Source organism: Amycolatopsis orientalis DSM 43388 (assembly GCF_000411975.1).
Classification (GTDB): Bacteria; Actinomycetota; Actinomycetes; order Mycobacteriales; family Pseudonocardiaceae; genus Amycolatopsis; species Amycolatopsis orientalis_D.
Genome location: NZ_ASXG01000029.1, coordinates 1 through 13,309, shown reverse-complemented (window position 1 = coordinate 13,309; position 13,309 = coordinate 1). Strand labels below are relative to the sequence as shown.

Genomic DNA, 13,309 nt, shown 5'->3' with positions numbered 1-13,309 from the left:
TGTGTCAACACCCCAACATCCTGACGACCGCGGAAAGGCCAACCCCGGCCGTCTACTAATTGTAGCGTTCGAGGGCTGGAACGACGCGGGCGACGCGGCCAGCCAGGCGATCGAACACCTCCAGCTCGCCTGGGACGCGACGCCGCTGGCCGAGCTCGAGCCGGACGACTACTACGACTTCCAGGTCAGCCGCCCCACGGTGAAGATGGTCGACGGCATCACCCGCCGCGTCGAATGGCCGACCACGCGGCTGTCGGTGTGCCGTCCCGAGGGCTTCGACCGCGACCTCGTGCTGGTGCAGGGCCCGGAGCCGAACATGCGCTGGCGGAAGTTCTGCGCGGAGATCGTGGAGCACGTCCAGGAGCTGGACGTGGCGATGGTGGTCGCGCTCGGCGCCCTGCTGGCCGACACCGCGCACACCCGGCCCGTCCCGGTCACCGGGTCGGCCTACGACAAGGACACCGCGAGCAAGTACCGGCTCGAGGTGAACAACTACCAGGGCCCGACCGGCATCGTCGGCATCCTGCAGGACTACTGCGTGCAGGCGGGCATCCCGGCGGTGTCGATCTGGGCCGCGGTGCCGCACTACGTCTCGCACCCGCCCTCGCCGAAGGCCACGCTGGCGCTGCTGCACAAGCTGGAGGACGTGCTCGACGTCGAGATCCCGCTGGGCGCGCTGCCCGAGCAGGCCGAGGAGTGGCAGCAGACGGTCAGCGAGATGGCCGACGAGGACGAGGAAATCAGCGAGTACGTGCGCGGCCTCGAGGAACGCGGCGACGCCGAGACCGAGTTCACCATGGAAGAGGTCTCCGGCGACAAAATCGCCGCCGAGTTCGAGCGCTACCTGCGGCGGCGCCGGCCCGGGCAGGACGGCGGGTTCGGCCTCCGCTGACCCCTCGCAGGCCGTCCCGCTTGAGGGAACGCACCGTGCGCGCTCGACTGCGACCAGTGAACCGCGCCGCTCGGCGGGATGACCGCGCGTGCGCCGTTGACTGATCGCGCCGCACGGCTCTGGTGCCCTGTCGAGCGGCTCTCGTTGACTGGCCTGGTGCGAGCGACATCGCGCGGACCAGGACGTACGAGGATGTTCGGCAACGCACTAGCGCCGGTAGTGCTCGCGGCGGGCGCGATCACCGCGTTTCGCCGGTGAAGGGGGACGATTTCGGCGCTTGCATGGACTACGCAGTGGGCGAGTACGACGTCCAACCCTGGCTCGCGCACAACGCGTACGACGCCGAAACGTTCGAGGAGTGCTACTGGATCCTGCACGGCGAGTACGTCCCCGCACAGGTCGCGGCGACCGCCTGCCGGCTCTCGTTCGACTGATCCGCCGATGGACGCGACCGGGCTGCGCGGGCAGGCCGGTCGCGCTCAGGCGGCGAGCAGCTTCCGCACCGGAACGGCGCCGCGGGCCCGCTTCCGCCACTCCCGCGGATAGCCGAGCGAGACCTCCTCGAACCGCACGCCGTCCGCGGACGTCGTGCGCGGGATGTGCAGGTGCCCGTAGACGGCCAGCTCGGCGCGGTAGCGCAGATGCCAGTCCTCGGTCTGCGTGGTGCCGCACCAGAGCGCGAAATCGGGGTAGTACAACGGGTTCGTCGGGTGCCGGTGCAGCGGCCAGTGCGACATCAGGATCGTGCGGCGGTCGTGCGGGATCGCATCCAACCGGTCTTGGCTCACCTTCAGCCGTTGCTCGCACCAGGCCGCGCGGGACTCGTACGGATCCGGGTGCAGGTAGTACTCGTCGGTGCACACGACGCCGATCTCGCGGGCGTGCGCGAGCGCTTCTTCGCGGGTCTTGCCCTCGGTCGCCTGGGTGCGCCAGCTGTAGTCGTAGAAGACGAACAGCGGCGCGACGGTCAGCGGCTCCGGGCCGAAGTCCCACACCGGGAATTCGTCCTCGGGGGTGAGCACGTCGATCGCCCGGGCCTGCTCCACCAGGAATTCGTACCGTGCCTGGCCGCGCAGCTGGCATTCGTCGTTCGGCGTGGTCCACAGCTCGTGGTTGCCCGGCACCCACACGACTTTCGCGAACCGTTCGCGCAGCTTGGCCAGGGTCTCCCGGACGACCTTGGCGGACTCGGCGACGTCGCCGGCGACGAGCAGCCAGTCGCCGGGACCCTCGGGCACGATTTCGTCGACGAGCGGGCCGTTGCCCTCGTGGGTCACGTGGAGGTCGCTGGTGGCGAAGAGAGACGGCACTCGTCCACCGTAACGACTTTCCGCGCCCGGGAGCGCCGGAACCGCCCCTTCCCCCACCCCAGAACGACCAGGCCCGCAGTCACGTGCAGGCCTGCCTGCACGTTCAGCAGCAGTGTCGGCCCGGTCACCGCGACGAGCGCGCCGGCCAGCAGAGAACCGGCCGCCGTTCCCGCCGCTATCAGCGCGTACACCGTGCTCAGCACCCGTCCGGCCCGCTCCGGACCGGTCTCCGCCTGCACGTGGGACAGCAGCCCGGCCCCGGCCACGACGGCGGGCGCGCCGACAGCCATGAACAGCCCGACGTACACCCCGAGCGCCGTTGTCGCGCCCGGAAGGTTCCAGATCGCCGTCGACGTCAGACCCGCGGCGACCAGCCCCCAGCCCTGCAGCAGCACCGGCGCGACCCGGCGCGCCAGCGTCGCCACCGCGAACCCGGCCGCCAGCCCGCCGATCGCTTGCACGCCGCGCAACAGCCCGGCATCCGCCTCGCTGCCGCGGAGAATGTCGAGCACGAACACCACGAAGAGCACCAGGAACATGCCCTGCGCGAGCGAAGTCAGCGACGCCGACAGACTCGTCGCCCGGAGCCGCTGACCAGCCAGATCGCGAACGCCGGCGAGCCAATCCGGCTGCTCGGACGCGGGCTTCCGCACCGCCGCCCGGCGGAACGGGAACGCGAGCAGCGCCCCCGCCGCCGCGAGTGCGACGAGGTAGCCGATGACCACCCGGTCCAGCCCGCCCCAGCCCAGCAGCGCTCCTCCGGCCCAGCCGCCCGCGAGCCGCGCGACGCTGCTGTTCACGCTCATCAGCCCGTTCGCCGGAGTGACGTCGTCGGTGCCGACGAGCTCCGGCACCAGCGCGCTGCGCGCCGGTTCGAACACCGATGCCAACCCCGCTTGCGCCGCCATCACCGCGTAGACCGCCGCGACCGGCAGTTCGGCGCTGGCCAGCAACGGCAGCACCACGACCGCTTGCCCGGCACACACGACCGCGAGCACCACCCGGCGGTCCCATCGGTCGGCGACGATCCCGGCGACCGGGCTCAGCAGCACCGCGGGCAACAGCCCGAGCACGATGCTCAACGCGGTGGTGACCGCGGAACCGGTGCGGACGAACAGATACACCGGCAGCGCGACCTGCAGCATCCATTCGGCCGTCTCGCCGAAGAACGCCGAGACCCAGAGCCGGGCGAACCCCGGAGCGGCCAGCAGCCGTCTCATGCCGGTTTCCCGTCGTGCCCGATCCGTCGGAACGCGCGCATCGAGAGGAAGACCGCCCGGGCGTCGGCCGGTGCGTCCTGGCGGATCGCGCTCACGTACGGCCGGACCAGCTCGTCGATCGCCTTGGTCAGCGCGGTGACTTCCTCCGGCGTCGCCTTCAGGCCGTAGGAGAAGAAGCCGCCGGCCTCGCGCCAGTCCGCGTCGAGCTGTTCTGCGGTGTCAAGGTACCGCTGGGTCAGCTCCTGCTCCTCGGCCAGTTCGGTCCCGGTGACCGCCAGCTGCGCCGCCGCGAGCGCCGGGTCGTCGCCGCCCGAGCCGCCCAGCACCAGCCCGACCTGGCACGCCCGCCACGGCCGTTCCCGTCCGTCGCCGCCTTCGGCCCGCTCGACCAGGCCGTGTTCCGCCAGCTTGCGCAGGTGCCAGCTGCAGTTGGACGCCGTGGAGCCGACCGCGTCCGCGCACTCGCTCGCCGTCGACGGACCGACCGCCATCAGGTGGTGCACCAGGGCGGAGCGCAACGGGTGCGCCAGGGCGCGCAGCAGCTCAGCGTCGTCGATCCGCTTCCTCGGCGGCAGTTCGGTCATCGGCCGGCCCAACTCTGAAGGGTTTCTTTCGAAATGGTTCTTTCAGAGTTGCAGGCCGACCGTCCGGCGTCAAGCGGGCCGGTTACCGGGCGGCGAGGAAAGCGCGCAGGCGCTCCCTGAGCAAGCCGGCCGCTTCGGGGTCGTACGAGGGAAGCGAGGAATCCGCGAAGAGGTGCTGGTCGCCGGGATAGAGGAACAGCTCCGCGTGCGCGGCGGAGCCGACGAGTGCGCGAGCGGCGGGCAGATCCTCCTCGAAGAACTCGTCGTTCTCCTTCCCGTGGACCTGGACCGGCACCCCGTCCGGCCACGCGGTTCCGAACTCCGTGACCGGCAGGCAGGAGTCGATGAGCAGCGCGCCGCGCGCGCCCGGGCGAGTCTGCGCGAGCCGCTGCGCGATCATGACGCCGAACGAAAACCCGGCGTAGACGAGTTCCTCCCCCAACGCCTCGGCCTCGGCGATGCCGCGCTCGCGCAGCTTCTCGAAGCCCGCCTCGCGGGCGAAGGCGAAGCCGTCCTCGATGCTGGCGAACGTCCGGCCCTCGAACAGATCAGGCGTGTGCACCGTGTGCCCGGCCTGGCGCCACTCGTCGGCCACGCGCCGCACGCCGTCGGTCAACCCCTGGATGTGGTGGTACAGCACGACTTCAGCCATGTCGCGGAAATCCCCTCAGCCGACGAACCAGTTGCCTGAACGCCGGCAACGCTAGCGGCGCGGACCACGCCTTCGGCGAAAACCGGGAAAAAACCGTTTGCCCTTCCCCGCCGGTCCCGCGTTATGCTCCCGGCCATCATGGACAGCTGAGCCGAGCCCTCCCCGCATCGAGGCCGCTCCCGGTCGAGCCCTGCTCCCGGGAGCCTCGCGTCGCCCGTCGGGGACGTTTGCCACCATCGCAAAGGCCCGGTGATCACTCATGTCTACCGTCCTGCACGCCACCGACCTCGTTTTCGGCTACGGCGCCCGCACTGTCCTCAACGGCGTCTCGCTCGTCGCGTCGCCCGGGAGGCGGATCGGCCTCGTCGGCGAGAACGGGGTCGGGAAATCCACCTTGCTCCGGCTGCTGGCCGGGCTCGAAACCCCGCGCGGCGGCGACGTCGTGCGGCACGGCGACCTCGGGTTTCTCTTCCAGGAGCTGCCGTTCTCCGGCACCGCGACGGTTTCCGACGTCCTCGACGAGGCACTCGCCGAGATCCGCACCGCGGCGGCGACGCTCGACAAGCTGGCCTCCGTGCTCGCCGAGCGCCCGGACGACCCGGAGGCACTCAGCGAGTACGGCCACGTCCTGGAATGGGCGCAGGACCACGACCTGTGGGACGCGGACCGGCGCGCGGATCTCGTCCTCGCCGGTCTCGGGCTCGGCGACCTCGAGCACGACCGGCGGCTGCAGACGCTCTCCGGCGGACAGCGGTCGCGGCTCGGGCTGGCCGCGCTGCTGGTGCGGCGGCCGCGCATTCTGCTGCTCGACGAGCCGACCAACCACCTCGACGACAACGCGATGGAATTCCTCGAGCGGCATCTCGCGGAACTGACCGGCGTCGTCGTGCTGTCCTCGCACGATCGCGTGTTCCTCGACGCGGTCTGCACGGACATCGTGGACCTCGACCCGGTTCCGGCGGACCGCCGCGTGGGCGGCGCGACGCGCTACGGCGGCAGCTACACCGACTACCTCGGCCAGAAGAAGGCCGAGCGAGCACGGTGGGAGCAGCGATTCGCTGAAGAACAGGAGGAACTCAAGCAGCTGCGGGAATCCGTGCACGGCACCGCGCGCCGCGTCGCGCACAACCGCGCGCCGCGGGACAACGCGAAGATGCTCTACGACTTCAAGACCGGTCGCGTGCAGAAGCAGATTTCCCGCCGGGTCCGCAACGCACAGCTCAAGCTCGACACGCTGGAGCGCGAGCAGGTCCGGAAACCGCCCGCACCGCTGCGGTTTCGGGCCACGCTCACCGCGGAGACCGGCGGCGAAGGTCCGGCGGTGTCGGTGCGCGGCATCGCGGTGCCGGGCCGGGTGCGGCTGGACGAGCTGGACGTCGACCGCACCGCGCGGCTCCTCGTCACCGGCGGCAACGGGGCGGGCAAATCCACCCTGTTGTCCGTGCTGGCCGGCCAGCTCACGCCGGCGGCCGGGACTGTCCACTTCGGACCCGGCGTGCGAGTGGGGTTGCTGGAGCAGGACGTCGCGTTCGCTCGGCCGAAGCGGACCGCGCAGGAGGTGTACCGGGCCGCGGCCGGCGAAGCGGCGCCTTCGCTGTCCACGCTCGGGCTGCTGCCGCCGAGGGAGCACGACCGGCCGGTCGGCGAGCTTTCCGTGGGCCAGCGGCGGCGGTTGGCGCTGGCGGTGCTGCTCGCCGAGCCGCCGGACGTGCTGCTGCTGGACGAGCCGACCAACCACCTGTCGCTCAGCCTGGCCGAGGAATTGTCCGAAGCGCTCGACAGCGCGCCGGGCGCGGTCGTCCTCGCCTCGCATGATCGGTGGTTGCGCCGCCGCTGGGAAGGCGACCACCTGGCTCTGGCGAACGGCCAGCGCCAGGATGTATAGGTCGTTATACAGTCGGCTGTGCGAGCAGGGGTCGGAGCGAGTTCCGGCCCCTGCTCGTGGTCAGCAGGCTCAGAGAACGATGCCCAGCAGCGCGTCCACGGCGTCCTTGATCAGCCCGGGAGCGGCCTGGTCGGTGCCGTCGCGGCGCAGTGCCGACGTGACCCACGCGTCGATCGCCGTGAGGGCTTTCGGGGTGTTCAGGTCGTCGGAGAGGTGGTCGCGCAGCCGGGCCACGGTATCGTCAGCCGGGGGCCCGGCCGGCAGTGCGACCGCTTCGCGCCAACGGGCCAGCCGCTCCTGCGCGTCGACCAGCAGCTGGCCGGTCCACGCCCGGTCCTCGCGGTAGTGCCCGGCGAAGAGCGCGAGCCGGATCGCCGCCGGGTCGACGCCGTCGGCGCGCAGCCGCGACACGAAGACCAGGTTGCCGCGCGACTTCGACATCTTCTCGCCGTCGAGCCCGATCATCCCGGCGTGCACGTAGTGCCGGGCGAACGGGTGATCGGCCGCGACCGCCTCGGCGTGCGCGGCGCTGTACTCGTGGTGCGGGAAGATCAGGTCGGACCCGCCGCCCTGCACGTCGAAGCCGAGTCCGAGCCGGTTCACCGCGATCGCGCTGCATTCGATGTGCCAGCCCGGCCGTCCGGCGCCCAGCTCGGACTCCCACGACGGCTCGCCCTCGCGCGCGACGCGCCACAGCAGCGCGTCCAGCGGGTGCCGCTTGCCCGGACGGTCCGGGTCGCCGCCGCGTTCGGCGAAGAACTTCCCCATGGTCTCGGCGTCGTAGTTCGACTCGTAGCCGAACCGGCCGGTCGCGCTGTGGTCGAAGTAGACGTCCGGGAACTCGGCGTCGTCCGCCCGGTAGGCGCTCCCGTTGGCGAGCAGCTTCGCGATCACCTCGACGATCTCCGGGATCGCCTCCACCGCGCCGACGAACTGGCGCGGCGGCAGCACCCGCAGCGCCTCCATGTCCTCGCGGAACAGCGCCGTTTCGCGCATGCCGAGCACGACCCAGTCGTCCGAATCGCGTTCCGCGCGCTCCAGCAGCGGCTCGTCGATGTCGGTGACGTTCTGGACGTAGTGCACCTCGTGCCCGTTGTCCCGCCACACCCGGTTGACCAGGTCGAACGCGAGATACGTGGCGGCGTGGCCGAGGTGGGTGGCGTCGTAGGGGGTGATGCCGCAGACGTACATCCGGGCAGCGGCCCCGGGCGCGGTCGGGCGGACCTGCCCGGTCGCGGTGTCGTGGAGCCGGAGGGGACGGGGCGTGCCGGACAGCCGGGGCACGGCGACGGAGGACCAAGTCTGCATGCCCTCGACTGTAAGCGGGACGTCCGTCCGTTATCCCACCCGGTGGGAGAGACCGCTGTGGTGTCCCTCCCACCGGGACCGGTCAGACCCGCTGCCGCACGGCGTTGGCCCGGACGGCGTCCCGCACGTACGCCCCGATGCCGGGACGCTGCTCGTCCTCCCGGACGAGGAACGCCAGCTGCGCGGGCTCGTCGGCGTACAGGTCGGCGATCCGCTGCTGCATCTCGTAGCCGCACTCCCCCATCACCGCCGACAGCATCGCCCGGTGCCCCTCGGCGAGCTGGGCCGCCTCCGGGCTGTCCGCGGGAACACCGTCGTCGACCAGCGCGACCAGCCGCCGCACCCAGTCCTTCCGCTGCCGCTCCGCCTCGGCCCACTCCTGTTTGCTCTCCGGCAGCCGGGTCTGCTGCCATTCGGCGCAGCCGCCCCATCGCCGGACGGCCTCCTCCGAGTACCCGTCCGGCGCCTGGAACCCGCCGAACACTTCGAACTTCTCCTCGGGCGTCAACGCGTTGCCCATGGCTCTCGCCTCCAGCAATCGATCGACGGCCGCGACCATGTGCGCGATCCGGTCCGCCTGCGCCGCCAGCAGCTCCCGCTGCCGTTTCAGGTGGGCGTCGGCGTCGGTTCCCGGATCCGCGAGCACGGACGCGATCGTCTCCAGGGGAAAGCCCAGTTCCCGGTAGAGCAGGATGCGCTGCAGCCGGTCGAGATCGGCGTCCTCGTACCGCCGGTAGCCGGACGCGGTGCGCCCGCTCGGCGACAGCAGGCCGATCTCGTCGTAGTGGTGCAGCGCGCGCACGGTGACGCCGGCCAGCGCCGCCACCTCGCCCACCCGGTACCCCATCGCTCTCCCCCGTTTCTGCGGCCGTACGGCCCTTGCGAGAACCACGATCACGCCTCACGTCGCGTGAGGGTCAAGTCTCGCGGACACCGCGGTTCGGCGCGAGCACGAGCGATTGCTGCCGTCGTCGAGCAGCGCCGGCAAGTCCGTGAAGGGCTCCTTGCGGGAATCTGATTCCTTCAAGGAGCCCTTCACGGACCGTTGCCGGAGGGGTCAGCGGCGGCGGGTGCGGAGGTAGTCGCCGACGACCGCGGCGCCAAGGCCGTCCAGGTCCGGGGCCACGACCCGGCCGCCGGAGCGGCGGGCGATGGTGTCCACGAAGGCTTCCAGCCTCGGGTCGTCGCCCAGCCGGAAGACGGTCACCGACGCGCCCAGTTTGGCGATCCGGTCCACTTCGGACAGTGTCTTGTAGATGGTCGCCGGTTCCGGCGGATACGAGAATTCCGCTTCGCCGTCCGGTTCCAGGTGCGCGGTCGGCTCGCCGTCGGTGACCATCAGCACCACCGGCTGGGCGTCCGGGTGCCGGCGCAGGTGCCGGCCGGCCAGCAGGAGGGCGTGGTGCGCGTTGGTGCCTTGTTCCCAGGCGCCTTCCAGGCCGACCAGTTCCGGCAGTTCCACCGGCATCGCGTAGCGGCCGAAGGTGATCAGCTGCAGCGCGTCGTTGCGGAACCTGGTGCTGATCAGCTGGTGCAGGGCCAGCGCGGTGCGTTTCATCGGCAGCCAGCGGCCCTCTTGGATCATCGACCACGACGTGTCGACCAGCAGCGCGACCGCGGCCCGCGAGCGGTGTTCGGTCTCGACGACCTCGACGTCCTCGACCTCCAGGCGGACGCTTCCCGCGCCGACCGCGGTGGAGCGCAGCACGGCGTTGCGCACGGTACGGGGAACGTCCCACGGCTGCATGTCCCCGAAGCGCCAGGGGCGGCTCGAACCGGTCGGTTCGCCTGCCGCGCCCGCGGATTCGGTCTCGCGCTCCCCGGTTTTGCCGCGCAGCGAATTGACCACATCGGACAGTGCGGTCTCCCCCAAGCGGCGCAAGGCCTTGGGAGACAGGCGCAGCGTTCCGTCCGCCGCGCGTTCGAACAGGCCCTGCCGACGCAGTTCTCGTTCCAGTTCGGACAGCCGGCGGGCGTCGACGCCCGCGTCCGGGCCGAGTTGGCGCTCGAGCGCCTCCAGGTCGATGTCTTCCAGGCGGGCGCCCGGGTAGGACTGGCCCAGTTGCTCGGCCAGCGCGTCCAGTTCCGCGAGATCGGCCATCGCCTGCGCGCCTTCGCCGAGCCCCAGCGGGTCCTGCCCGCGGAAGCGCGAGGACGACGTCCAGTCCTCCCCCGGCCGCAGCGCGCGCAGCTGCGAGTCCAAAGCGGACAGTTGCTGCGCCAGCCGCGGGTCGCCGAAGGCCTGTTGCGCCAGCTCGGCCAGTTCGGCCCGCTGTTCCTCCGACATCGAGTTCAGCATCCGCTGCGCGGCGGCGGAACGGGCCGCGAGCACGTCGATCAGCTCGTCGACGTTCTGCGGGTTCTCCGGGAAGAACTCGCCGTGCCGCCGCATGAACTCGGCGAAGCGCTCGCCGATGTCGCTCGCGCCCTGGGCGTGCGCGGAAAGCAGCGCGTTGAGGTCGCCGAGCATCTGGTTGATCCGCTCGACGTCCTCCGGGCCGGCGTTCTGCATCGCCTGCTTCATGCCCTGGAACCGCGCGTCCAGCATCTCGCGGCCGAGGAGGTCGCGGATCTGCTCGTACTTCTGCCGGGCTTCGTCCGAACGCCAGTCGTACTCGTTCAGCTCGCGGACCGCCGCGGCGGTGCCGGGCGGCAGAGCATCTAGCTGGGCTTCGCGGAAGCGGGCCTCGTCGTCGGGGTCCGGGAACAGTTCCCGGCGCTCGGCTTGAAGCGCTTCCTGCAGCAGCTGCTGGACTTCCTGCAGCGTGCCGTCCAGGCGGTGCCGTCGCTGGATCTGCGAACGGCGCTGCCACAACTGGCGCGTCAGCTCGTCGAGGCCCGCGGTGCGTTCGGTGCCGCGGCGCAGCAATTCCTCCAGCGCCGCCCGCGGGGACGAACCGCCCATGACCTCGCGGCCGATCTCGTCCAGCGCGTCCCGCAGGTCCGCGGGCGGGGCCAGCGGATCCGGCCCGTCGTGCCACGGGCCGTAGGAATATCCCTCCGGTAAGAGCGGCATTATTCGCCGTACACCGTCGTGCCGTCGTCGGAGTCCTTCGCCAGCCTGCGGGCGAGGAACAGCGACTCCAGGGCCAGTTCGACCGCCGCCGCGATCCGGCCGGCCGGTTCGTCCGCGGCCACTCCGGCGCGCTGGGCGACCTCGTGCAGCACCGGCAGTTCCGGCAGCGCGGCCAGGACGTCCGCGCCCGGGACGCGCTCGCCGGTGGCGACCAGGTGGCCGTCCGCGACCGCGTCGGACAGCGGCCGCAGGTCGAGTCCGGCGAACCGTTCGCGGGCGGTTTCCGCGATCGCGCGGCGCATCAGGTGCACGAGGTGCTCGACCTCGCGGCCTTCCTCGCCGGGCTCGAACTCGACCTTGCCGCGCAGCACGGCGGGCACCGCGTCGAGGTCGACCGGCCGGGCGACCGGCGGGTCCTCCCCGGTCACCGCGGCCCGGCGCAGCGCGGCCGCCGCGACGGTTTCGGCCGCGGCCACCGCGAACCGGGCGGACACGCCGGAACGCTGGTCGATCACGGGCGATTCGCGCAGGTTGCGCACGAACCGGGCCAGCACCTCCAGCAGCGGCTCGCCGACCTCCGCGACGAGGTTCGCCTCCTGGCGCACCACGGCGACCTCGGACTCGACGTCCAGCGGGTAGTGCGTGCGGATTTCCGCGCCGAAACGGTCCTTCAGCGGCGTGATGATCCGGCCGCGGTTGGTGTAGTCCTCGGGGTTGGCGGTGGCGACGAGGAGCACGTCCAGCGGCAGCCGCAGCGTGTAGCCGCGGACCTGGATGTCGCGTTCCTCCATCACGTTCAGCAGCGCGACCTGGATCCGCTCGGCGAGGTCGGGCAGCTCGTTGATCGCGACGATGCCGCGGTGCGCGCGCGGCACGAGTCCGAAGTGGATGGTCTCCGGGTCGCCGAGGCTGCGGCCCTCGGCCACCTTGACCGGGTCGACGTCGCCGATCAGGTCGCCCACGCTCGTGTCCGGCGTGGCCAGCTTTTCGGTGTAGCGCTCGCTGCGGTGCCGCCAGGCCACCGGCAGGTCGTCGCCGAGTTCGGCGGCGCGGCGGATCGAGGCGGGCGTGATCGGCTCGAGCGGGTGTTCGCCCAGCTCGGAGCCTTCGATGACCGGGGTCCACTCGTCGAGGAGGCCGGCCAGGGTGCGCAGCAGGCGGGTCTTGCCCTGGCCGCGTTCGCCGAGCAGGACGACGTCGTGCCCGGCGAGCAGCGCGCGTTCGAGCTGGGGCAGCACGGTGCGGGAGAAGCCGACGATGCCGGGCCAGGCGTCGCGGCCCTCGCGCAGCGCGGCGAGCAGGTTGTCGTGGATCTCGCGCGCGATCGGGCGCGGGGCGTATCCGGCGGCGCGGAGCTCGCCGGCAGTACGGGGAAGAGCGTCGGGAACTGCGTTCACCCCTTCGACGCTACTGACCGTTCCGGCATCCGTCGATGTGGAGCGGCTCCAGCCGGGCGGGGATCGGCGGAGGCGGGAGGAACCGGTAAAATGAGCAGTCGTGTGCCGACCCAGTGCGACCCTCGCCGTCTGGTCCTCCGCGTGGCTGAACGGGGCCGCGGCGTCCGACGACGTCCTCGACGCCCTGCAGGACTGGGCCGAGGCCCACGACGTCGTCGCGGCCGATCCCGCCGCGGCCGAGGCCTTCGATCTCCCGCTCGCCTTTCACCGGGCGGCCACTCCCGTGCAGCTGCTGCTCGCGCTGCGAGCGCAGGGCGCGGTGAGCGTTCAGCTGGTGCTGCCGGTTCCGGGCGATGTGCGCGGTCTGGGCGGCGGCGGGCCTTTCGCCGAGGCCGCGTTGCGGTGCGGCGAGGCTGTCGTGCTCGGCGGGCTCGGCTTCGGGTTGGTGCCCGAACCGATCGCCGAGGGGCTGATGCGGTGGACGGTGTACTCGCTCGCCGCGCCGGTTTCGCTGGAGTACCAGCCGTTGCCCGACGCAGAGCACGGGTTGACCGACGCGATCCGGGCCAGTGCCGGAGCGTTGCAGGCGCTGGACGTGGCCAGCGACCGGCCCGGGGTGCGGGCGGAGTTGTCCGCGCATTTGCGGGCTCGGCCGCAGGTGGAGTGGCCCGCCGGGACGCCAGGGCGGGCGCTGCGGGTGCTGCAGCGGGCGGAGGAGATTTCGGCGATTCTCGCGGTGGCGCAGGCGGATGATCCCGGTGGGGCGTTGTCGGCTTCCGCGGTGAATCGACGGGCGGAGGCGTTGCGGCCGCTGGCGGAGGCGGTTCGGGGGGCGCGGACCGCGTCGGTTAATGAGGCGGTGCGGGTGTTTGCTGAGCAGGGGGATCGGCAGGTTTGAGCGGGTGGGGGCCTGCTCGTCGCCCTGGCGGGCGACATTGCAGGTGGGTGAATGGCGTGGGGCACCCCGAAGCCCGAGTGTGCTGACGGTCTGAGGGTGGTTGTCAAGGCGGGAAAGCGTGCCTTGACAACCACCCTCAGACCGCAG

Annotated in this window: 12 protein-coding genes; 4 read left to right on the top strand and 8 right to left on the bottom strand. The window is 71.6% G+C overall.

Features of this window, described 5'->3' with window-relative positions; all coding sequences use genetic code 11:
• Window position 1: 1 nt before the first annotated feature.
• Window positions 2–892: a PAC2 family protein gene (locus L942_RS04795; RefSeq protein WP_106964800.1), complete on the top strand. Its 891-nt coding sequence runs from the start codon at window positions 2–4 to the stop codon at window positions 890–892.
• A gap of 281 nt (window positions 893–1,173) precedes the next feature.
• The gene (locus L942_RS44125) at window positions 1,174–1,326 is read left to right on the top strand and encodes a hypothetical protein (protein WP_158684417.1); all 153 of its coding nucleotides are present in this window, start codon (window positions 1,174–1,176) and stop codon (window positions 1,324–1,326) included.
• A 45-nt stretch (window positions 1,327–1,371) separates the two neighbouring features.
• On the opposite strand, the gene L942_RS04790 is transcribed toward L942_RS44125, so the two are convergent.
• The 4 genes from L942_RS04790 to L942_RS04775 all read right to left on the bottom strand — a co-directional run bounded on the left by L942_RS04790 (window position 1,372) and on the right by L942_RS04775 (window position 4,658).
• Window positions 1,372–2,202 (bottom strand): metallophosphoesterase family protein, encoded by an 831-nt coding sequence (locus L942_RS04790; protein WP_037355385.1) that lies wholly within the window; start codon window positions 2,200–2,202, stop codon window positions 1,372–1,374.
• Window positions 2,166–3,422 carry an MFS transporter gene (locus tag L942_RS04785; protein ID WP_037355384.1) on the bottom strand — a complete coding sequence of 419 codons (1,257 nt, stop codon included), beginning with the start codon at window positions 3,420–3,422 and terminating at the stop codon, window positions 2,166–2,168. Before L942_RS04785 ends, L942_RS04790 begins: the two co-directional genes overlap by 37 nt.
• Window positions 3,419–4,006, bottom strand: coding sequence for an ArsR/SmtB family transcription factor (locus tag L942_RS04780; RefSeq protein WP_037355382.1), 588 nt, complete (start codon window positions 4,004–4,006; stop codon window positions 3,419–3,421). Before L942_RS04780 ends, L942_RS04785 begins: the two co-directional genes overlap by 4 nt.
• Before the next feature lie 82 nt (window positions 4,007–4,088).
• Window positions 4,089–4,658: a dienelactone hydrolase family protein gene (locus tag L942_RS04775; RefSeq protein WP_037355381.1), complete on the bottom strand. Its 570-nt coding sequence runs from the start codon at window positions 4,656–4,658 to the stop codon at window positions 4,089–4,091.
• A 259-nt stretch (window positions 4,659–4,917) separates the two neighbouring features.
• Here L942_RS04775 and L942_RS04770 point away from each other — a divergent pair, with 259 nt between their 5' ends.
• Window positions 4,918–6,543 carry an ABC-F family ATP-binding cassette domain-containing protein gene (locus tag L942_RS04770; protein ID WP_037355379.1) on the top strand — a complete coding sequence of 542 codons (1,626 nt, stop codon included), beginning with the start codon at window positions 4,918–4,920 and terminating at the stop codon, window positions 6,541–6,543.
• Window positions 6,544–6,612: 69 nt separating this feature from the next.
• Here the strand turns inward: L942_RS04770 and mshC are convergent, their stop codons facing one another.
• The 4 genes from mshC to L942_RS04750 form a co-directional block, all read right to left on the bottom strand.
• Window positions 6,613–7,851: a cysteine--1-D-myo-inosityl 2-amino-2-deoxy-alpha-D-glucopyranoside ligase gene (gene mshC, locus L942_RS04765; RefSeq protein WP_037355377.1), complete on the bottom strand. Its 1,239-nt coding sequence runs from the start codon at window positions 7,849–7,851 to the stop codon at window positions 6,613–6,615.
• An 82-nt stretch (window positions 7,852–7,933) separates the two neighbouring features.
• Complete coding sequence (locus L942_RS04760; protein ID WP_037355376.1) at window positions 7,934–8,698, bottom strand: MerR family transcriptional regulator; 765 nt, start codon at window positions 8,696–8,698, stop codon at window positions 7,934–7,936.
• Window positions 8,699–8,908: 210 nt separating this feature from the next.
• On the bottom strand, window positions 8,909–10,867 hold the full coding sequence (locus L942_RS04755; protein ID WP_037355374.1) for a vWA domain-containing protein: 1,959 nt from the start codon (window positions 10,865–10,867) through the stop codon (window positions 8,909–8,911).
• On the bottom strand, window positions 10,867–12,264 hold the full coding sequence (locus L942_RS04750; RefSeq protein ID WP_037355372.1) for an ATP-binding protein: 1,398 nt from the start codon (window positions 12,262–12,264) through the stop codon (window positions 10,867–10,869). Before L942_RS04750 ends, L942_RS04755 begins: the two co-directional genes overlap by 1 nt.
• A gap of 100 nt (window positions 12,265–12,364) precedes the next feature.
• Here L942_RS04750 and L942_RS04745 point away from each other — a divergent pair, with 100 nt between their 5' ends.
• On the top strand, window positions 12,365–13,162 hold the full coding sequence (locus L942_RS04745; RefSeq protein WP_037355370.1) for a hypothetical protein: 798 nt from the start codon (window positions 12,365–12,367) through the stop codon (window positions 13,160–13,162).
• The last annotated feature ends 147 nt before the right edge of the window (window positions 13,163–13,309 follow it).

Excerpts from the sequence above, each read along its gene's own strand:
- L942_RS44125 (WP_158684417.1), top strand. The coding sequence starts at position 1,174 with ATGGACTACGCAGTGGGCGAGTACGACGTCCAACCCTGGCTCGCGCAC.
- L942_RS04785 (WP_037355384.1), bottom strand. The coding sequence starts at position 3,422 with ATGAGACGGCTGCTGGCCGCTCCGGGGTTCGCCCGGCTCTGGGTCTCG.
- L942_RS04780 (WP_037355382.1), bottom strand. The coding sequence starts at position 4,006 with ATGACCGAACTGCCGCCGAGGAAGCGGATCGACGACGCTGAGCTGCTG.
- L942_RS04775 (WP_037355381.1), bottom strand. The coding sequence starts at position 4,658 with ATGGCTGAAGTCGTGCTGTACCACCACATCCAGGGGTTGACCGACGGC.
- L942_RS04770 (WP_037355379.1), top strand. The coding sequence starts at position 4,918 with ATGTCTACCGTCCTGCACGCCACCGACCTCGTTTTCGGCTACGGCGCC.
- mshC (WP_037355377.1), bottom strand. The coding sequence starts at position 7,851 with ATGCAGACTTGGTCCTCCGTCGCCGTGCCCCGGCTGTCCGGCACGCCC.
- L942_RS04760 (WP_037355376.1), bottom strand. The coding sequence starts at position 8,698 with ATGGGGTACCGGGTGGGCGAGGTGGCGGCGCTGGCCGGCGTCACCGTG.
- L942_RS04755 (WP_037355374.1), bottom strand. The coding sequence starts at position 10,867 with ATGCCGCTCTTACCGGAGGGATATTCCTACGGCCCGTGGCACGACGGG.